Raw genomic sequence first — 18,578 nt, 5'->3', positions numbered from 1 at the left:
CCGCTCAGATGCCGTCGACGAGCCAGACCCGTCCGGCCGAGATCGGACGCTCGGAGACCGGGCGCGGCACCGTGGTGTTCAGGCTCCAGCGGTAGCCGGCGAACAGCTTGGTGTCGGCGTCCGCGTAGAACACCATGTGGCCGTAGCCGACGCCGTCGTGCTCCTTCCAGGTGGAGGAGCCGGTGGTGGCCGGGACCTCCTCGATCCGGCTGTCCGGGAAGGCCCGGAAGAGGTCGGTGGCGGTGCCGCCGAGGGCCGGGTTTCCGTGCGGGTCGCTGGTGCAGTCGATGACCTCGAAGACGTACGGGACGACCGGGCGGCCGATCTTCGCGTCCACCACCGGGTCGGACCAGGTGCCCTTGCGCTCGCGGATCATGACGATGTGCCCGGTGTAGGGCTTGGTGTTGTCCTCGTCCGGGTGGTAGTCGAGGGCCACCAGGTCGCCGGGGCGCAGGTTCACCGGCTTGGTGACGCGGGTGAAGTGCGGGAGCGAGGCCGTGTCCAGGAAGGCCTGCTGGTACTTCTCCGCGGTCGGGTAGGGGTTGGGGTTGGCGGGGTCCTTGATGAAGTGCTGCTGGAAGTACTCCCGGGTGGCCCAGCCGTAGCTGTAGTCGCCCCAGGGCATCGGGGTGCCGGCCGGTGCGGTGGGCGCGGTGCCGTAGGCGCGCTGGAGCACCAGGGTGAGGAACGAGGAGCACTGGGAGAGGTTGGAGAAGTCCTCCGGGTGGCCGGCGGTGCCCCAGCGGACGCTGGTGGGGACGTCCTCGAACTCGCCGGCCTTCTTGTAGCGGTTGGCGAGGTGCTCCCAGGGGCGCAGGCGCAGATTGTCGACCAGCGCCTCGGCCTCGATCTGGTGCGGCAGCCTGAGGGTGTACGGGCTGGGCGGCGGGACGGTGGCGGCGGCGGCCTCGCCGGCTCCGGTGACGGTGGCCAGCGCGGCGGCCCCGGCGGTGCCGGCGGCTCCGGTGAGCAGGCCGCGGCGGGTGATCCGTGGTGTGGACATGGGTGCTCCCCCTCGTCGGATGATCACGACTGAGGGGGAGCTTAGGGTCCGGATATTGGCATGGTCAGGATCATTTCGCGCAACTGATCGATCGAATCCGGACAGAGATCAGCCGAGCGCGGCGCCGATCCGGTCGAGGGAGGAGAGCCGCATCAGGCCGTAGTGGTAGAACTCGACCTCCGGCACGCCCAGCCCGCGCAGCACGTCGATCTTCGCCGCGAGGTTCGCCGGACCGTCGCAGTCCGACGCCATCGGACGCAGGATCACCGCCATGTCCTGCGGGCGCACCCCGTGCAGGGCGAAGGCGGCGACCTTCTCCCGGACCTCCGCCGGGGTGCGCGCGTAGCCGAGCGTCTCGATCTGGTGGGCGGCCTTCGCCAGCCCCGGCAGGTCGATCCCGGACAGCCATCCGGTGCCGGGGCCGCCGCCGTCCATGAAGGTCAGCCGCATGCCGTGGCGTGCCGCCTCCTCGGCCAGCTCGGCGGCCAGCGAGGTCACCGTCGCCGCCGAGGCGTCCACGTAGGCGGCGACGGCGCCGTCCGCGAGTCCGTCCAGCGCGGCCGGCTCGGCGGCGGCCGCGTCGTCGGCCAGCCGGCGGCGCAGCTCGGCGCGGACGGCCTCGGCCACCTCGTCGGCGGGCACGCCCGCGCGGACGGCGGCCGCCCGGCAGTGGGCGCAGAAGCAGAGTCCGAGCAGCGCCTCGGCGGCCGCGCCCAGCTCCTCGAAGTAGCGCTCGTGGTGGTAGCCGTGGCGCAGGCCGTGGAAGTGCAGCGACTCCGCCCGGATCGCGTCCACGCCGTACCGGGCCAGCTCCGTCACCAGGGTGCGGGCGTACTCGCGCACCTCGGGGTGGGCCGGGCACAGCTCGGTGAGGTGGCGGTCGCCGAAGGCGTTGGCGGGTGCGCAGTCCGGGTGCTCGAAGCCGAGCCGGTCGTTGTGGCAGAACACCGTCCAGGCGTGCAGCTTCAGACCGCGCCGGCGGGCCTCCTCGGCGGCCTCGGCGAACGGGTCGCGCTCACCGATCGCGGTGGACGGCGCGGGCCGCAGCCGCCGCCCGGACCAGCGGGCCGGGTCGGGCCGGAAGTAGGCGGCGCCCGGCTCCAGGTAGCGGATCACCCGGCGGGGGTTGTGCGGGAAGACGTCGCGGGCCTCGTGGTAGACCGAGGCGAGGGTGACGCCGCCGACCCCGGCCCGGTCGGTGAGGTTGCCGAAGAAGGTGTCGGCGCCCTCGTCGAGGAGGTCGGTGGCGAAGGCGAGGACGGACGACTCCACGGTGCGGCTCCGGAGCAGGGGGCGGGTGCCCGCTCACGCTAACCGCGGGTGCGGGAATGGTCTATACCTGGCATCGGCGGCGCCGGTCTCAGATGCCCAGGTCGTCGAGCTCCTTGAGCAGCGCGGAACCCGGGCTCGCCGGGGCGGCGGCCGACGTCGGGGCGCCCTTCGGCGTCCGTCCGTCCCGGTCTTCCCGGTTGCCCCGGTCTCCCCGGTTGCGCAGCAGCCAGGCACCGGCCAGTCCGCCGACCAGACCGCCCAGGTGGCCCAGCCAGCTGACGCCCTGCGCGCTCGGCAGCACGCCCAGCAGCAGGTACGAGTACACCGCGGCCACGACCACACCGATCGCGGTGTCCACCAGATTGCGGTCGAACACCCCGCGCAGCACCACGTAGCCGAAGTACCCGTACACCACCCCGCTGGCCCCCGCCGTCACCACGTCGGGCCGCTCGAAGAACCACACCGTGAGCCCGCTGGACACCACGATCAGCACCGTCGCCAGCAGGAACCGCTTCATCCCCCGGTACGCGGCCAGGAACCCGAACGCGAACAGCGGCCAGGAGTTGGCCTCGATGTGGTCCCAACCGAAGTGCAGCAACGGCATGGTGAGCACGTCCGGCAGCTCGTCCAGCCGCCCGGAGCTCACCCCGTACTCGTAGGAGAGCCGGTAGTCGTCGAGCCAGTTCGCCACCTGCACCGCCCAGATGGCGGCCAGGGCACCGAGCATCGTGAACAGCGCGGCGCGGGAGTCGCGGAGCAGACGGGCGAATCGCGGGGACATAACCCGACTGTAGGGCCGGGAAAGGTGGTTGGTCACCCCACTAAGGTGAATCCTGTGCATCCTGTCCGCCGGCCCGAATCCGGGCCCGGACAGCCCCCTTCCCGCCGTGCCGAGAGGTGACCCTCCATGAGCGTGCGTCCGCCGCTGCCGTACGAGTTCCTGCCGCAGGTGCCGTCCTTCTCGCTGACCAGCGAGGACATCACCGAGGGCGGGACGCTGGCCGAGGAGTTCAGCTACGGCGGGGCCAACGCCTCGCCGCAGCTGGCCTGGGCCGGGCTGCCGGAGGGGACCCGCTCGATCGCCGTGACCTGCTACGACCCGGACGCCCCGACCGGGTCCGGGTGGTGGCACTGGCTGGCGCTCAACCTGCCGGCCGACACCGCCGGGCTGGCGCGCGGTGCCGGGGCCTCGGACGCCGATCTGCCGGGGGAGCGCTCGTTCCACGGGCGCAACGACTTCCCGGGCAACAAGTACGACGGCGCCGCCCCGCCGCCCGGGCCGGCCCACCGCTACGCCTTCGCGGTGCACGCGCTCGACGTGGACGCGCTGGAGGTCTCGGCCGACACGCCGCCGGCCCAGGTCGGCTTCAACATCACCTTCCACACCCTGGCGCGCGCCGTCATCACGGCCGAGTACGGGGTCTGACCCGGATGCCGAAGGCTCCGGCCACCGTCCCGGCCGCCGAGGTGTGGCGGCTGCCGGAGCAGGACGTCCGGGCCGGCCGTCGGGCGGTGGCCTGGACGGTCGGTCCGGACGGCGCTCTCGCGGTGCTGCTGGTGGACGGGCAGGGCCGGTCCGTGCTGCCGCCGTTCGACGGGGAGTTGGTCACGGTGACCGCCCGGGGCGAGCGGCGGCGGTCGCTCGTCCAGGTGCCGGTCGAGCCGGGGCATCTGGCGCTGCTGCCCGGCCACCGGGTGCTGGTCGCCGCGCACCGCGCCGGTCGGGGGGACGACGACACGTCGCCGAACGCGGTGGTCCTCGACGACGAGGGACGGCCGGTCCGCGATCTCGCGCTCGGTGACGACCTCCAGGCGCTCACCACCGACCGCGACGGCCGGATCTGGATGGCCTTCGGGGACGAGGGCGTCTACGGCGACCACCCCCTGGCCCACCCCGGACTGATCGGGACGGACACCGGCGGGCGGGTGGTCTGGCGCCCGGGCAAGGGCGAGTTGCCCGAGTGGCCGCTGGAGGGCCTGGCCGCGGCGACCGAGAACAAGGCGGCCTGGCTGGCCTGGTACTCGGAGGAACTGGTCGGCTTCCTCACCCGGATCGACCCGGCCGCCGGGATCTCGCGCAGTGTGCCGTCCCCGTTCCGGGAACCGCTGGGCTTCGCGATCACCGGCGACCGGGGCGTCTTCCTCACCCTGGGCGGCGAGTTGGCCTGGTACGGGCGGACGGCCGGCGACCGGTGGGCGGAGCGGCGCCGCGGTGTGCTCCGGCTCCCCGGGGCGCTCGACCAGGAGCGCGCGTACGGGCGGGACGGCGTGCTGTGGTTCCGGGCCGGCGACGCCTGGTACCGGGTGGAGGCCTGAGCCGATCGTCAGCCGGCGGCGCGGGCCGCGCGGCCGGCGAGGTCGCGGAGACGGGTGTGCATCTCCGGCGGTGAGTGGACCTCGAACTCGCAGCCGAGCATGAGCAGGCGCACGGCCAGCCAGTCGAGGGCGTCGGTGTGCGAGCGGAAGCGGCAGCTCCGTTCGTCGACCGGCACGATCTCGTCGGCGTCGCCGTAGCCGCCGAGGCGGTGACGGACCTCGTCGGCGGGCAGGTGGAGGGTGGCGTCCAGGGTCGGGGTGGGGGACTGGCGGCGGAGCTTGCCCGCGACGTACGCGGCGGCGTCCTCGGCGGGGAGCGGGCGCGGGGTGAAGCGGGCGCCGGTGGCGAACGGCTCGCTGATCCGGTCCACCCGGAACAGCCGCCAGTCGTCCCGGTCGAGGTCGAAGCCGACCAGGTACCAGCGGCGGCCGGCCGAGACCAGCCGCTCCGGTTCGACCTGGCGCCGGGTCTGGGCGCCGTCGCCGGCCCGGTAGCCGAAGCGCAGGCGTTCGCGGTTGGTGACGGTGCCCGCGAGCACGGTGAGGTCTTCAGGGTCGACGGTCGGGCCGTCGCCGCCGAGCAGCGGGAGGGTGGCCCGGTCGAGGGTGGCGACCCGGTGGCGGAGCCGGGCGGGCAGCACCTGGAGCAGCTTGCCGAGGGCGCGCACCGAGGCCTCCTCGATGCCGACCACGGTGTGTCCGGCCGCCGCGCGCAGGCCGACCGCGATGGCCACGGCCTCCTCGTCGTCGAGCAGCAGCGGCGGCATCGCGGTGCCCGCGACCAGCCGGTAGCCGCCGACCGGTCCCATGGTGGCCTCGACCGGGTAGCCGAGCTCGCGCAGCCGGTCGATGTCGCGGCGGATGGTGCGGGGACTGACCTGGAGCCGGTCGGCGAGCTCGCTGCCGGGCCACTCGCGCGGGGTCTGGAGGAGGGAGAGCAGGCTGAGGAGTCGTGCCGGAGTGTCCGTCATGGGAACCAGGGTGCCGGAAGTAGCGGTCAGGACCTGACCTAGATGCCCCGTAGTTTCGCCGGCGTGCTGACGAGGAACGGCGACGAGGAGCGTGTGGTGGGCAAGGACAGGGCCGATGTGGCGGACCCGGTGGCGGACCGGGTGGCGGACCGGCGGAGGTGGATCGCGCTGGCGATCGTGATGACGGCCTCGTTCATGGACCTGGTGGACGTCACGATCGTGAACATCGCGATCCCGAGCATCCAGGAGTCCACGGGCGCGTCGTTCTCCGCCGTCCAGTGGGTGACCGGCGGGTATGCGCTGGCCTTCGCGATCGGCTTGATCACCGGTGGCCGGCTGGGTGACATCCACGGCCGCAAGCGGCTGTTCCTGGTCGGCATAGCCGGTTTCACGATCGCTTCGGCGCTGTGCGGGCTCGCGAGCGGCCCCGAGATGCTGGTCGCGATGCGGATCCTCCAGGGCGGGACGGCGGCCCTGATGGTGCCGCAGGTGCTGTCGATCGTGCACGCGACCTTCCCGGCGGAGGAGCGCGGCAAGGTGTTCGGCCTGTTCGGCGCGGTGGTCGGGCTCGGCGCGGTCAGCGGCCCGCTGATCGGCGCGCTGCTGACCGAGTGGGACCTCTTCGGCCTCGGCTGGCGTCCGATCTTCCTGATCAACCTGCCGGTCGGCATCGCTGGCCTGCTGCTCGGCCGGGTCTTCATCGGCGAGTCCAAGGCCGAGCGGGCCCTGCGGCTCGACCTGCCGGGCGTGCTGCTGGCCAGCGCCGGACTGCTGATGCTGATCTACCCGCTGACCCACGGCCGGGAGGCCGGCTGGCCGCTCTGGGGCCACCTGACGATGGCCGGCAGCCTGCCCGTGTTCGCGCTGTTCGTCGCCTACGAGCGGGTGAAGACCCGGCGGGACGGCTCGCCGCTGGTGGAGCTGTCGCTGTTCCGGGTGAAGTCCTTCGCGGCGGGCATCGGCGTCCAGCTGACCTTCGGCGTGGTCTCCGGGATCTTCTTCCTGGTCTGGACCCTCTACATGCAGCTGGGCCTCGGCTGGAGCCCGCTGAAGGCCGGGGCGACCGGCATCCCGTTCTCGATCGCGGTCTCGACGGCGGCCGGCGTCTCCGTGCAGCGGCTCGTCCCCCGGTTCGGGCGCAAGGTGCTCCAGGCGGGCGCGCTGGTGATGGCGCTCGGCGTGCTCGTCTACATCGGGGAGGCGCACCGGTACGGCACCGGCATCTCGCCCTGGCAGATGGCGCTGCCGCTGGTGGTGATGGGCGTCGGGATGGGCCTGATCGTCGCGCCGATCACGGACGCGGTGCTGGCGGAGGTCCCGCGGGAGCACGCCGGGTCGGCGTCCGGGCTGATCAACACGGTCAACCAGGTGGGCCTGGCGCTCGGCCTGGGCCTGGTGTCGGTGGCGTTCTTCGGCGCGGTGCCGGACGGGACGGTGGCCGGTGAGCCGTTCGTCGGGGCGTTCCAGCACGCGATGTGGTGGGTGCTGGGGGTGCTCGGGGTGGTGTTCCTGCTGATGTTCGCGCTGCCCGGGCGGCGCAAGGACGCCGGCCACGCCGTCCCGGCCGCCGTCGAGGAGGCCGAGCGGGAGCCGGTCCTGGCGTAGGGCGCCGAGTCCTGCGGACCACGTCGGCCCCGGTCGCGCGGCATGCGCGGCCGGGGCCGACGTGCGCACACTGGGAGGGCGATGAACCGTACGCCGGTGGACTCCTCGGCGCTGCGCTCGGTCGGGTACGACGCCGCGCGGCGCGTGCTGGAGCTGGAGTTCACGGCCGGCGGCGTCTACGCGTACCTGGCCGTGCCGGGGCGGGTGCACCGCGAACTGATGGCGGCCGGGAGCCGCGGGCGCTACTTCGTCCGGGAGATCCGCGACCGCTACGACTGGCGGCGGCTGCGCTGAGGGCGGGCCCGGGCGCGGCGGACGCTACGCCGCGGCGCGCCGGTAGCTGCTGCCGTCCTTGGCGCGGGTGAGGCGCCGCCCCTCGACGAGGTGGCGGCGCAGGGCCGGGAAGTCGTCGTGGACCGTCCGCAGCGCGTCGTTGACCTCGGGCTCGGTGTAGGAGCGGTCCGGCTCGAAGAGCGTACGGGCGAGGTGGTCGAGCAGCTGGGCACGGCGGGCGGCCCGCCGCGGCACGGCGATCAGGCGGCCGTCGCGGGCGAAGAGCGCGGACACGGCGGGGGCGGCGGCGTCGGTCATGGGACGAGCGTCGCGTGCGGTACGCCGCGCGGGCAACGGGTTTTCGGCCGGCGGCGGAGCGGCCGAGGCACGCGCCCGGGGGCTCAGGCGCGGACCTTGGCCTTCGCCTGGGCCTCCTTCGCGGCCTTCTCCTCCTTGGCGGCGCGCTTCACCTCCTGCTTGGTGGCGCGCACCTGCTCCAGCGACTCCGGGCCGGTGATGTCCGCGACCGAGCGGAACGACCCCTCCTCGCCGTACAGCCCGGCCGCCTCCCGCCAGCCCTCCGGCCGTACGCCGTACTGCTTGCCGAGCAGCGCGAGGAAGATCTGCGACTTCTGCTTCCCGAACCCCGGAAGGGCGTTGAGCCGGCTGAGCAGCTCGCGCCCGGTCGCGACGTCCTTCCACAGCGCGCCCGCGTCCCCGTCGTACTGCGCCACCAGGAACTGGCAGAGCTGCTGCACGCGCTTCGCCATCGCCGCCGGATACCGGTGCACGGCGGGCTTCTCGCACAACAGCGCGACGAACTCCTCCGGGTTGTAGGTGGCGATCTCGTGCGCGTCGAGATCCTTGTGGCCCAGCCGCTGCGCGATCGTGAGCGGCCCGGTGAACGCCCATTCCATGGGCACCTGTTGGTCCAGCAGCATCCCGACGAGCGCGGCGAGCGGGCTCCGTCCGAGCAGTTCGTCGGCCTCGGGCTGCTGTGCGAGCCGCACGGTGACGTTCATGGGATGACCTCCTCGGAGCGTGGACTCGGGTCGCGCCCAGTCTGCTGGACGGGCGAGGAGGGGACGGCGTCAACACGCCATGACCCGGTGATTCCTTGGAACCAAGGGGTGGTTCGTTGCCGGAGCGTGTGGTGCCGCGGCGTGGCCCGCTCCTGACCCGAGGTCAAGTAGGGCCGGCCTGGGCGGATCCGGCCGCCGGGCCCGCCGGTCGGCGCGGGGGCGCGTGCCGTCGCGCGGGCGGTTCGGTGTTCGAGGCCATTCGACCGCGGGCGGCCGGGTCGCGAATTCACCGGTCGGGGGGCAACTCGGTTTGTCCGCAAGGCGAGTAGCCAATTTGTCGGCACGCCGGAAAAGAGGAAACGGGAAACGCCCGCAATCCCCGTTCGGCCTGGCGGTGTGCGTGTCACCATTCTTGGCGGAGGCAGGGGAGAGTCCGCTTCCGGTCCCCGGATGACGAAAGCGGGCCGGAGTTTCCGAAGAGGGGGTTGGCATGCGCACGTCCAGTTCGCCCGCGGGTGGGTTCGGTCCCGAGCTGCGCAGGCGGCGGCTCGCGGCCGGGCTGACGCTCACCCGGCTCGCGGAGCTGCTCAACTACAGCAAGGGCCACCTCAGCAAGATCGAGCGCGGCCAGAAGGCCCCGCCGCCCGACCTGGCCCGCCGCTGCGACGCCCAACTCGGCGCCGGCGGCGAGCTGGAGAGACTGGCGCCGCCCGAGGGAACCGCCGGGCGCGGAAGGGGGGTGGGCGTGGCCGCGGCCGACGAGGACCCCGTGCTCCTGCGGGTCGACCGCGACGCCGTCCGCTGGCCGGGCGGGCTCGGGCGGCGCCAACTGCTCGCCGCCGGTGCGACGTCCGTGCTGGGGGCGGGCGTCGCGGGCATGGTCGGGGCGGGCCGCGCCGAGGCCGGGGAGGGGCCCCGGGAGGCGTTCCGGGAGGCGCTCGGGGCGGGCGCCTCGCCGGCGGAGATCTTCCGCAGCCAGTTCGACCACATGCGCCTGCTCGGCCAGAGCACCGACCCCGCCCTGCTGCTGCCGATGCTCACCGTGCAGACCCACACCCTGCGCGAACTCGCCCTCCAGGCCGACGCGGTGGCCCGCGTCCAACTGCTCGGCCTGGCCGCGCGGTACGCCGAGTTCGCCGGCTGGATGGCCCAGGAGTCCGGGGACGACCCGTCCGCGCTCTGGTGGACCGCCCGCGCCGTCGAGCTGGCGGAGGGCGGCGAGGACCGGGACCTCGGCTCGTACACCCTGGTCCGCCGCGCCCTGATCACCTTCTACGCGGGCGACGCCGCCGCCACCGTCGGCCTGGTCGGCCCGGTCGTCCGGGACGGCCGGCTGCCGCCGCGCATCCGCGGGCTCGCCGCCCAGCGGGAGGCCCAGGGGCACGCCCTGGCCGGCGACCACACCGCCAGCCTGCGCAGCCTCGACCGGGCGCGCGAGCTGCTGGCCCGGTCCGCCGCCGACGGGGGTGGCGGCGGACCGGTGCTCGGCACCGGCAACCTCACCGACCCCGCGGCCGTGGTCACCGGCTGGTGCCTGTACGACCTCGGCCGCCCCGCCCGGGCCGCCGAGGTGCTCGACCGCGAGTGCGCCGGGATCCCCGCGCACGCGGTGCGCACCCGCGCCCGGTACGGCCTGCGGCGCGCCCTCGCCCACGCGGCGGCCGGCGAGGTCGAGCACGCCTGCGAGCTCGCCGCCGGACTGCTCCCGCTGGTCCCCGGGCTGCGCTCCGCCACGATCGCGACCGACGTCGCCCGGCTGGACCGCGAGCTGTCCCGGTTCCGGGCCAACCGGGCGGTGCGCGACCTCCAGCCCGCGCTCGCCGCCGCACTGCACCCCAGGTCCTGAGGACCCCGCGGTCGCGCTTCCCCGGCGCCGACCCGTCCGGCCGTCCACGGCACCCATTCACCGGAGAGGTGATTCCGCCATGCCCGACATCTTCGTGAACTACCGCAGCAGCGACGAGGACACCGGCGCCGCCCTGATCGAACGCGAGCTCTCCCGGCGGTTCGGCAGCGAGCGGGTGTTCCGCGCCAGCAAGTCGATCAAGGTCGGCCGCCGCTTCCCGCAGGAACTCCTGACCGCCGTGCGCCGCAGCAGCGTGCTGGTCGCCGTGATCGGCGAGCGCTGGGCCGACGCCCGCACCGCGGACGGCTCCCGGGCGCTGGACGACCCGGAGGACTGGACCCGGCGGGAGATCGTCGAGGCCTTCGAGAGCGGCGCCCTCGTCGTCCCGGTCCTGATCGGCCGGGCGACCCGGCTCAGCCGGCACGATCTGCCGCCCGAGCTGGCCGAGTTGGCCGACTGCCAGTACCGCCGGCTGGACACCCGCAACGCGGACGGCGACCTGGCCCGGATCGGCGACGACCTCGCGGAGGCGGTGCCCCGGCTCGCCGAGGCGGAGCGGGAGATCGCCCGCAGCGCGGAGGCGTCCGGCGACGTCCGCAACCGGGTCGGCCGGGTGGACGGCAGCGTCGTCCAGGCCGGGGACTACACCCACCGCCAGAGCGGCGGCATCGGCAACGTCGGAGGGGACGTGGGGACCTTCATCAACAACGCGAGCGGTCCGGTGAACAGCGGCAACGGCACGCAGCACAACGACCTGCGCAGCGGCGGCGTGCAGTTCAACGGCGACGGCGGCAACTACGTCGAGCGCGGGACGGCCCAGCAGTGGTTCGGCGGCCGGCGGACCGAACGCGAGGACCGGGACCGGTGACCGACGGCGGTATCCGGATCGACGAGGCACGTGGGCCGACCCACACCGGGCCCGGCCCGCAGTACAACGTGTTCGGGGGCGACTTCCGCCCGCCCCGCCCCAGGGTGGCCCCGTCCCGGGTGGCCCTCGACCACCGGCTCTGGCTGCGGGAGCGGTTCGTCCCGCCGCAGGGCTTCGGCGAGGCGCGGACCCGGCTGGAGCGGCCCGGTACCACCGTCCTGCTGGCCGGGCCGCCCGGCAGCGGACGGCGGACGGCGGCGGTGATGCTGCTGCACGAGCCGCAGGACCCGGCCGCCTCGTTCGTCGAGCTGTCGTTCTCCCGGGAGAACGAGGACAGCACGGTCCCGGAGGCCGGCGACCGGCTGCTGCTGGACCTCTCCAGCATCGCCGAGGAGGACTACGAGGCGGCCCAGGCGCTGCTGTACGGCTACTGGGGCCGGGTGGAGCAGGCGGGCGCCCGGATGGTCGCCGTCCTGCCGTCGGCGGACCAGGAGTTGCTGCTGCCCGCGCTGCGGCAACTGGTGGCCGCGATCGGGCGGCCGCGTGAACTGGCGGTCCTGCGCCGGCACTTGGAGAGCGATCAGGTCCGGCTGGCCCCGGACGACCTGCTCGGGGCCGAACTCACGGCCCATCTGCGCGACTTCGCGATGCGCGATGTGCAGCGGTTCGCCGCCCTGGTGGCCCAGGCGAGGTCGGCGGATCCGGCCGCACCGGCCGCCGAGTGGCTCGGCCAGGCGCTGGGCGCGCTCAGCGACCGCGCCGGGGAGGTGGCCCAGCGGATCGCCGCGCTCGAATCGGGCCCGCAGCGCGCGCTGCTGCTGTCGGCGGCGATGCTGGCCGGCGCCTCCGCGGACGCCGTCTTCCACCACGCCGACCGGCTGCTCGGCCTCGTCCCGCACACCCCGGACGAGAAGCCGCTGCTGGAGCGGGCCGACCTGGCCGAACGGCTGAAGGCCCTGCCGTCCTTGGAGGTCGACGCGCGCGGCCGGATCCGCTTCGTCGCGCTGGCGTACGACGCGGCCGTCCGCACGCACTTCTGGACGTACCTCCCCGGCCTGCGGGAGGGGCTCGGCCGGTGGGTGGAGGACGCCGTCCGCTCGCCGCACCCCGCGCTGGGGACGCAGGACCGGCGGCGGCTGGTCGAGCGCTTCACCGAGCAGAGCCTGCGGGCGGCCGACTGGCGGACGCTGCACCGGCTCGCGGGCGAGTGGGCCGCCGAGCCCCGGCGTTCGGAGGAGGCGCTGGCCGTGCTCCGGCTCGGACTCGAACACGAGCGGTACGGCGCCGGTTTCCGCTCCAAGATCTACGAGTGGGCGACCGGCCAGGTCTCGCCGGCCGCGGCCCGGGTGCTGGCCAGGGCCTGCGGAGAGGTGATGGCCCGCACGCACCCGGACCAGGCCCTCGTCCGGCTGCACCACCTGGCGCGCCGGACCGGCCGCAACGGCCCGGCCGAGGTGCGCGAGACGCTGTACGAACTCGTCCGGCAGGACCGGCGGTTGTACCTGAAGCTGTTGGCCAGGTTCTGGGACGGGCTGGCGGCGCAGGGGGCGGCCACGGCGGACGTCCGGCTCTTCCTGGACCTGGTGGGCGAGCCACCGCCGCCGCGCTGGGTGCCGGCCGACGCGCTGGCCGTGACCTGGGCCAAGGTCCTGGCGGTGGCCCGCCGGGAGCAGTGGGCGGAGGCGGTACACCGGTGGCTGTCGGCGGCCCGGGCGGAACCGCCGGCCGGCGAGCGGCTGATGGACGTGCTGGTCGAGGCCGCCGAGGCGCGGCCGGAGAGGCTCACCCGCCTCTACCTGACCGGCCACGAGTGGGTCGCCGGCGGGCCCCGGGACGAGCGGTCCGCGCGGGCCGGGGTGGCGGCGCGGTTCTGGCAGAAGATCGACATCGCGCAGGGCATCGAGTCGGGGGACCCGGCCGGCGTGCTGCGGTCCGAGGAGAGGACCAGGTGAGCTCCATGGAGAACACGCGCACGGCGGCGCTGGCCGTCGCCGCCGGAGCGGTGCCCGCCGCGCTGGGGCTGGGGCTGGGATGGCCGGCCTGGCTCTGGGCGGCGGCGGCCGCCGCGGTGGTGCTGCTGGTGCTGCTGACCGCGGCCACCGGGGGGCGGCCCGGGCCTCCGCCGGTGCTCCCGCCGCCGCCGGCCCCCGAGCCGGAGCCGCTGCGCGTCCCGGCCCCGGAACCGCCGGTCGAGCAGCCCTACCGGACGACCTCGGTGACGGGGGTGGCGCTGCCGAGCGCCGTGCCGGACTACGACTTCCTCTTCTCGGCGACGGTGTGGTGGCGGGCGCCGGGCGGCCCGGGCGGCCTCTCCCACGCCGCGCCGGACAGCCTGGCGGTCGACGCGGTGCTGGCCCGCGCCAGGTCGGTGACCGAGCGCGAGCACCCCGGGCGGCCGGAACTGGTCCAGCACCGGCTGGACGGTGTGCTGGGCACCCCGAGCCCGGACCCCTCCGGGATCGTGGTGGCGATGGCCGGGCAGGTCACCCTGACGCTGCCGACGGCGGACCGCGATCGGTTGGACAAGCTCGCGGAGGTCCGCAAGGCGGAGGAGGTGTGGGAGCACGAGCGGCGCTACGAGCGGAGCAAGCGCACGTACCTCGGTGAGGACGTGCTCAAGTCGCCGGGCAGCGCGGTGGTGTGGTGGCTGGCGCGGAACGACGCGGAGGTGCGGGGCGCGGTCGACATGATCGGGCCGCTGGCGCAGCTCGCGGCGGCGGCCAACGACGAGGCGGTGGACGCGCTGTACGAGCACCTGCTGGCGTCGGGGGCGGGCCGGGGGAGCGAGGTGCCGTTCCTGAACGGCGTCACTCCGGTGGCGGCGGCCGCCGGGGGCGGTCCGGCCGCGGCGCCGGGGCCGGTGCCAGGGCCCGTGGGGTCGCAGGACCGGGGGCCCTCGGTGGTCGGCCCGCTGAACAGCCTGATGCGCGACATCAGGCTGGCGGAGGGCGACGACCGAACGGTCTACGCCCTCCGGGTGGCCCAGATCACCGAGGTGGCGGGCCGGCCCGAGGAGGCGGCGCGGATCCGGGAGAGCCTCGGGGACGACGGCGGGGGCGCGGCGGCGCCCCCGCAGGAGGCGGCGGCGCCGGACGGCCCCGGCGGAGTGCCGGGGCAGCGGGTGTTCACGGTGGGTCCGGTGCGGCCCGCCGGCACCGCGGATGCCGGACCGGTCACCTCGGCGTGGGAGGTGCTGCGCGGTTCCGTCAACGGAGACCCGCGGGGGCCGGGGAGCGGGGCCGAGGAAGGGTGGGGTGGGGCCGATCAGTCGCACGAATGAGCTAGTCGGGGCGGCGGATTGGGCAAATGTTCGAGTGAACTGACCTAACTCATATGACTGTTCCGGTTCTCCGGCTGAGATCGTTGAACTCGGGTAAAGCTGAGTCGGCCTCGTCGACGCGTCCAGAAAGGCTCGCCCGGTGTCCCAGCCGTTCGAACTGCCGTCCTTCTACGTGCCGCACCCGGCGCGGCTCAACCCGCATCTCGACGAGGCCCGGGCCCATTCCTCCGGATGGGCCCGGGAGATGGGCATGCTGGAGGGATCGGGGATCTGGACCCAGCGGGACCTGGACGCGCACGACTACGGGCTGCTCTGCGCGTACACCCATCCGGACGCGTCGGCGGAGGCGCTGTCACTGGTCACCGACTGGTACGTCTGGGTGTTCTTCTTCGACGACCACTTCCTGGAGGTCTTCAAGCGCACCAACGACCGGGAGGGCGGCAAGGCGTACCTGGACCGGCTGCCGCTGTTCATGCCGGCCGACCCGGACGCCGCCGTGCCCGAGCCCGCCAACCCGGTCGAGGCCGGACTGGCGGACCTCTGGCGGCGCACCGTGCCGTCGATGGGCGAGGACTGGCGGGTGCGGTTCGCGGAGAGCACCCGCAACCTGCTCAACGAGTCGCTCTGGGAACTCGCCAACATCAACGCCGGCCGGCTCGCCAACCCCGTCGAGTACATCGAGATGCGCCGCAAGGTGGGCGGCGCGCCCTGGTCGGCCGGGCTGATCGAGTACGCGGCCGGGGCGGAGGTGCCGGCGGCGGTGTCCGGCTCGCGGCCGCTGCGGGTGCTGATGGACGCCTTCGCGGACGCCGTCCACCTGCGCAACGACCTGTTCTCCTACCAGCGCGAGGTCGAGGACGAGGGCGAACTCAGCAACGGCGTCCTGGTGTTGGAGAAGTTCCTGGAGTGCACCACGCAGCAGGCGGCGGACGCCGTCAACGACCTGCTCACCGCGCGCCTCCAGCAGTTCGAGAACACCGTGTTCACCGAGCTGCCGCAGCTCTTCGCGGACACCGGGCTGGACCCGGACGGCTGCGCCCGGGTGCTGTCCTACGTCAAGGGACTGCAGGACTGGCAGGCCGGCGGGCACGAGTGGCACCTGCGCTCCAGCCGGTACATGAACGGCGGCGGGGCGGCGGCGGGTGAGGCCACCTGGTGGGACCCGTTCGCGATCGGCGGGGTGGGGACGTCCGCGCTGGACGTGCTGAAGCCGGGCGGGGCGCTGGACGATCTGGCGGGCGAGCTGGGCTCGTTGAGCCGGTCCGGGCCGGTGACGAAGGCCTGGGCGCCGACGGTCGGGGAGTCGCCGGTGGCGGCGCTGCTGGGTGCCCTGCGCGGGGCGGCGGGTCCGGGCGCGTCGCTGGAGTCCCCCGGGACGGGCCCGGTCGGGGGTTCGCGCGGGGACGTCGACCCGGGGGTGCGGCGGGCGCGGTCGCACGCCCATGTGCCGTTCCAGGCCGTCGGGCCTTCTCAACTACCGGAGTTCCGGCTGCCGTTCACCGTCGACCCGAGTCCGTACCTGGAGTCCTCGCGGCTGCACACGATCGAGTGGGCCGGGCGGATGGGCCTGCTGGAGATCCGGCCGGACGACCCGACCGCGGGCCTGTGGACCGCCGAGAGCATGGCCGACTACGACCTCGCGCTCTGTGCGGCCGGCATCCACCCGGACGCCAGTGCCGAGCAACTCGACCGCACCACCGACTGGTTGGCCTGGGGCACCTACGCGGACGACTACTTCCCGGTGGCGTTCGGCCGGACCGGCGACCTGGCCGGCGCCAAGGCCCTGCACACGCGCTTCCAGCTGCTCATGGCGGTCGACGGCGAGCCGGGCGCGGAGCCGCTCACCGCACTGGAGCGTGGGCTGGCCGACCTCTGGGAGCGGACCGCCGGACCGATGGCCGCCGAGGCGCGCGGCAGGCTGCGGGCGGCCGTCGAGAAGATGACGCTGAGCTGGATCTGGGAGCTCAACAACCAGGTGCAGAACCGGATCCCGGACCCGGTCGACTACCTGGAGATGCGCCGCTCCACCTTCGGCTCGGACCTCACGATGGCCCTCTCGCGGCTGGCGCACGGGAACGTCGTGCCGGGCGAGGTCTACGCGAGCGGCCCGATGCGTTCACTGGAGAACGCGGCCGCCGACTACGCCTGCCTGATGAACGACCTGTTCTCGTACCAGAAGGAGATCGAGTTCGAGGGCGAGGTGCACAACGCCGTCCTGGTGGTGCAGAACTTCTTCAACTGCGACTACCCGGCGGCGGTGCGGATCGTCGACGACCTCATGCACGCGCGGCTCGACCAGTTCCGGCACGTGGTGGCCGAGGAGTTCCCGGTGCTGTTCGCCGACTTCGGGCTGGACGGGCCGGCGCGGGCGGTGCTCGCCGGGTACGTCAAGGAGCTGGAGAACTGGCTCGCCGGGATCCTGGGCTGGCACCAGGGCTGCCGGCGGTACCGGGAGGAGGACCTGCTGCGGCACTTCGGGCGGGGGGCGGCCGGGGTGCCGGTCGCCGTCGCGGCGGAGGCCGCCGAGCCGGGCGGCGGGGTGGTGGGTGCCCTGTTGGTGCGGCCGACCGGGCTGGGGACGTCGGCGGCCTCGGTGGCGGGTGCGGTCGGCGCGGTCGGGTAGCGGTCCGGCACGGAGGTGTGCGGCGGTCCACCGGGGGTTCCGGCCCCCGGCGGGCCGCCGCCTTTCTGCGCGCGCGGACGGGTGGGGGACTGACTAGGGTGGCAAATCGGGACAAAACGTCACACGAGAGGGCTTCGTCATGGTTGCGCTACCCGAGGGAACGCCCTGCTGGGCCGACGCGATGTTCGCCGACCTGGAGGGCGCCAAGGCGTTCTACGGCGATGTGCTCGGCTGGACCTTCGGCGAGTCCTCGACCGAGTACGGCAACTACACCCAGGCCTACTCCGACGGCAAGGCGGTCGCCGCGATCGTCCCGCCGATGCCGAACCAGCAGGGCGAGGTGACCTCCGCCTGGTGCCTCTACCTGGCCTCGCCCGACGCCGCCGGCACCGCCGAGAAGATCCGCGGCAACGGCGGCGAGGTGCTGATGGGCCCGATGACCGTCGGCGAGTTCGGCTCGATGGTGATCGCCAAGGACCCGGCGGGCGTCGTCTTCGGCGTCTGGCAGTCCGGCACCCACGAGGGCTTCGAGAAGCAGGGCGCGTCGGGCGCCTACACCTGGGCCGAGGTGGTCACCCGCGACGGGGCCGCCGCGGACGGCTTCTTCCCCGCGGTCTTCCCCTACGCCGTGAAGCGGATGGAGGCCGGGGAGGTCGACTACAAGATCTACAGCGTCCGGGAGCAGCCGGTGCTCGGCCGGATGAAGGCGGGCCCGAAGGACCTGCCGCCCGAGGCGCCGAACTACCTCAGCGTGTACTTCGCGGTGGACGACTGCGACGCCACGATCTCCAGGATCACCGAGCGCGGCGGGAAGCTGTACTTCGGCCCGATGGACAGCCCGTTCGGCCGGTTCGCGGCCGTCGGCGACCCGCAGGGCGCGGCCTTCGGCGTGATCGACCTCGGCCGGACGGCCGGGGACGTGCCGTCCATGGTGGCGGAGTGACCTCCGGCGCCACCGCGCTCCACGGGGAGCGGGCGGACCTGCTGCAGACGCTCGACAAGCACCGGGGCTTCCTGCGGTACACCGCCCGCGGCCTCACCGACGAGCAGGCCGCCCGGCGCACCACGGTCAGCGAGCTGTGCCTGGGCGGGCTGATCAAGCACGTCAGCGGGACGGAGGCGCGCTGGATGCGGTTCGCCGTCGGCGGCGCGGCGGCGATGGAGGCCGAGCCGGTCGACTGGACGGGCCAGTTCCGGATGGCCGGGGACGAGACCCTGGCCGGGCTGCTCGCCGCCTACGAGCGGGTGGCCGCCGAGACGGACGCGCTGGTGGCGAGCCTGCCGGACCTCGACCAGGCCCATGCGCTGCCGGCGGCGCCGTGGTTCGAGCCCGGGGCCGCCTGGTCGGTCCGGCGGGTGCTGCTGCACGTCATCGCCGAGACGGCGCAGCACGCCGGGCACGCCGACATCATCCGGGAGGCGCTGGACGGGGCGAAGACGATGGGCTGAGCGGACGCGCGGGCGGACGTGCGGGCGGGGCGTGCGGGCGGGGCGTGGGC

17 protein-coding genes are annotated in these 18,578 nt (G+C 74.2%); 11 read left to right on the top strand and 6 right to left on the bottom strand.

The features are described 5' to 3' along the window. Positions 1 to 4: 4 nt before the first annotated feature. From ACFZBX_RS02240 to ACFZBX_RS02230, 3 genes are all read right to left on the bottom strand, one after another. The gene (locus tag ACFZBX_RS02240; RefSeq protein WP_391530925.1) at positions 5 to 1,003 is read right to left on the bottom strand and encodes a hypothetical protein; all 999 of its coding nucleotides are present in this window, start codon (positions 1,001 to 1,003) and stop codon (positions 5 to 7) included. A gap of 108 nt (positions 1,004 to 1,111) precedes the next feature. After that, positions 1,112 to 2,275 carry a hypothetical protein gene (locus ACFZBX_RS02235; RefSeq protein ID WP_391530924.1) on the bottom strand — a complete coding sequence of 388 codons (1,164 nt, stop codon included), beginning with the start codon at positions 2,273 to 2,275 and terminating at the stop codon, positions 1,112 to 1,114. An 88-nt stretch (positions 2,276 to 2,363) separates the two neighbouring features. Beyond that, complete coding sequence (locus ACFZBX_RS02230) at positions 2,364 to 3,056, bottom strand: rhomboid family intramembrane serine protease (protein WP_391530922.1); 693 nt, start codon at positions 3,054 to 3,056, stop codon at positions 2,364 to 2,366. A 126-nt stretch (positions 3,057 to 3,182) separates the two neighbouring features. On the opposite strand from ACFZBX_RS02230, the gene ACFZBX_RS02225 reads away from it, so the two are divergent. Together ACFZBX_RS02225 and ACFZBX_RS02220 are read left to right on the top strand one after the other, a co-directional pair. Next, a complete protein-coding gene (locus ACFZBX_RS02225) occupies positions 3,183 to 3,701 on the top strand; it encodes a YbhB/YbcL family Raf kinase inhibitor-like protein (RefSeq protein ID WP_391530921.1) in 519 nt (172 codons plus the stop codon). A gap of 5 nt (positions 3,702 to 3,706) precedes the next feature. Then, a complete protein-coding gene (locus tag ACFZBX_RS02220; RefSeq protein ID WP_391530920.1) occupies positions 3,707 to 4,591 on the top strand; it encodes a hypothetical protein in 885 nt (294 codons plus the stop codon). Between the two features lie 8 nt (positions 4,592 to 4,599). On the opposite strand, the gene ACFZBX_RS02215 is transcribed toward ACFZBX_RS02220, so the two are convergent. Next, positions 4,600 to 5,562 carry a helix-turn-helix transcriptional regulator gene (locus ACFZBX_RS02215; protein ID WP_391530918.1) on the bottom strand — a complete coding sequence of 321 codons (963 nt, stop codon included), beginning with the start codon at positions 5,560 to 5,562 and terminating at the stop codon, positions 4,600 to 4,602. Between the two features lie 180 nt (positions 5,563 to 5,742). On the opposite strand from ACFZBX_RS02215, the gene ACFZBX_RS02210 reads away from it, so the two are divergent. Beyond that, positions 5,743 to 7,167, top strand: a complete 1,425-nt coding sequence (locus tag ACFZBX_RS02210; protein WP_391531046.1) for an MFS transporter — start codon at positions 5,743 to 5,745, stop codon at positions 7,165 to 7,167. Between the two features lie 81 nt (positions 7,168 to 7,248). Continuing rightward, complete coding sequence (locus ACFZBX_RS02205; RefSeq protein ID WP_391530917.1) at positions 7,249 to 7,461, top strand: KTSC domain-containing protein; 213 nt, start codon at positions 7,249 to 7,251, stop codon at positions 7,459 to 7,461. A 24-nt stretch (positions 7,462 to 7,485) separates the two neighbouring features. Here ACFZBX_RS02205 and ACFZBX_RS02200 read toward each other — a convergent pair whose 3' ends face one another. Continuing rightward, entirely contained in the window at positions 7,486 to 7,758 is a 273-nt protein-coding gene (locus ACFZBX_RS02200) for a DUF2087 domain-containing protein (protein WP_391530915.1), read from the bottom strand. Positions 7,759 to 7,841: 83 nt separating this feature from the next. Further along, a complete protein-coding gene (locus tag ACFZBX_RS02195) occupies positions 7,842 to 8,462 on the bottom strand; it encodes an HhH-GPD-type base excision DNA repair protein (protein ID WP_380758809.1) in 621 nt (206 codons plus the stop codon). 490 nt (positions 8,463 to 8,952) lie between these two features. Here ACFZBX_RS02195 and ACFZBX_RS02190 point away from each other — a divergent pair, with 490 nt between their 5' ends. The 7 genes from ACFZBX_RS02190 to ACFZBX_RS02160 all read left to right on the top strand — a co-directional run bounded on the left by ACFZBX_RS02190 (position 8,953) and on the right by ACFZBX_RS02160 (position 18,528). Further along, positions 8,953 to 10,308 carry a helix-turn-helix domain-containing protein gene (locus ACFZBX_RS02190; RefSeq protein ID WP_391530914.1) on the top strand — a complete coding sequence of 452 codons (1,356 nt, stop codon included), beginning with the start codon at positions 8,953 to 8,955 and terminating at the stop codon, positions 10,306 to 10,308. Positions 10,309 to 10,387: 79 nt separating this feature from the next. Further along, a complete protein-coding gene (locus tag ACFZBX_RS02185) occupies positions 10,388 to 11,176 on the top strand; it encodes a toll/interleukin-1 receptor domain-containing protein (RefSeq protein ID WP_391530912.1) in 789 nt (262 codons plus the stop codon). After that, positions 11,173 to 13,128 carry a hypothetical protein gene (locus ACFZBX_RS02180; RefSeq protein ID WP_391530910.1) on the top strand — a complete coding sequence of 652 codons (1,956 nt, stop codon included), beginning with the start codon at positions 11,173 to 11,175 and terminating at the stop codon, positions 13,126 to 13,128. Before ACFZBX_RS02185 ends, ACFZBX_RS02180 begins: the two co-directional genes overlap by 4 nt. 5 nt (positions 13,129 to 13,133) lie before the next feature. Then, positions 13,134 to 14,456: a hypothetical protein gene (locus tag ACFZBX_RS02175; protein WP_391530909.1), complete on the top strand. Its 1,323-nt coding sequence runs from the start codon at positions 13,134 to 13,136 to the stop codon at positions 14,454 to 14,456. A gap of 139 nt (positions 14,457 to 14,595) precedes the next feature. After that, the gene (locus ACFZBX_RS02170; protein ID WP_391530908.1) at positions 14,596 to 17,079 is read left to right on the top strand and encodes a germacradienol/geosmin synthase; all 2,484 of its coding nucleotides are present in this window, start codon (positions 14,596 to 14,598) and stop codon (positions 17,077 to 17,079) included. Between the two features lie 139 nt (positions 17,080 to 17,218). After that, positions 17,219 to 18,022: a VOC family protein gene (locus ACFZBX_RS02165; protein ID WP_391530907.1), complete on the top strand. Its 804-nt coding sequence runs from the start codon at positions 17,219 to 17,221 to the stop codon at positions 18,020 to 18,022. Continuing rightward, positions 18,019 to 18,528: a DinB family protein gene (locus ACFZBX_RS02160; protein WP_391530905.1), complete on the top strand. Its 510-nt coding sequence runs from the start codon at positions 18,019 to 18,021 to the stop codon at positions 18,526 to 18,528. The genes ACFZBX_RS02165 and ACFZBX_RS02160 overlap by 4 nt, the downstream gene beginning before the upstream one ends. Positions 18,529 to 18,578 lie beyond the last annotated feature (50 nt).

The sequence above is a fragment of the Kitasatospora sp. NPDC008115 genome, from assembly GCF_042957205.1.
Classification (GTDB): Bacteria; Actinomycetota; Actinomycetes; order Streptomycetales; family Streptomycetaceae; genus Kitasatospora.
This window is presented reverse-complemented; position numbering and strand designations above follow the sequence as displayed.

Bases quoted from the DNA above. Each gene is read 5' to 3' on its own strand.
- ACFZBX_RS02205 (WP_391530917.1), top strand. From the start codon at position 7,249: ATGAACCGTACGCCGGTGGACTCCTCGGCGCTGCGCTCGGTCGGGTAC.
- ACFZBX_RS02185 (WP_391530912.1), top strand. From the start codon at position 10,388: ATGCCCGACATCTTCGTGAACTACCGCAGCAGCGACGAGGACACCGGC.
- ACFZBX_RS02215 (WP_391530918.1), bottom strand. From the start codon at position 5,562: ATGACGGACACTCCGGCACGACTCCTCAGCCTGCTCTCCCTCCTCCAG.
- ACFZBX_RS02230 (WP_391530922.1), bottom strand. From the start codon at position 3,056: ATGTCCCCGCGATTCGCCCGTCTGCTCCGCGACTCCCGCGCCGCGCTG.
- ACFZBX_RS02240 (WP_391530925.1), bottom strand. From the start codon at position 1,003: ATGTCCACACCACGGATCACCCGCCGCGGCCTGCTCACCGGAGCCGCC.
- ACFZBX_RS02200 (WP_391530915.1), bottom strand. From the start codon at position 7,758: ATGACCGACGCCGCCGCCCCCGCCGTGTCCGCGCTCTTCGCCCGCGAC.
- ACFZBX_RS02195 (WP_380758809.1), bottom strand. From the start codon at position 8,462: ATGAACGTCACCGTGCGGCTCGCACAGCAGCCCGAGGCCGACGAACTG.
- ACFZBX_RS02225 (WP_391530921.1), top strand. From the start codon at position 3,183: ATGAGCGTGCGTCCGCCGCTGCCGTACGAGTTCCTGCCGCAGGTGCCG.
- ACFZBX_RS02175 (WP_391530909.1), top strand. From the start codon at position 13,134: ATGGAGAACACGCGCACGGCGGCGCTGGCCGTCGCCGCCGGAGCGGTG.
- ACFZBX_RS02210 (WP_391531046.1), top strand. From the start codon at position 5,743: ATGACGGCCTCGTTCATGGACCTGGTGGACGTCACGATCGTGAACATC.
- ACFZBX_RS02165 (WP_391530907.1), top strand. From the start codon at position 17,219: ATGGTTGCGCTACCCGAGGGAACGCCCTGCTGGGCCGACGCGATGTTC.
- ACFZBX_RS02190 (WP_391530914.1), top strand. From the start codon at position 8,953: ATGCGCACGTCCAGTTCGCCCGCGGGTGGGTTCGGTCCCGAGCTGCGC.
- ACFZBX_RS02220 (WP_391530920.1), top strand. From the start codon at position 3,707: ATGCCGAAGGCTCCGGCCACCGTCCCGGCCGCCGAGGTGTGGCGGCTG.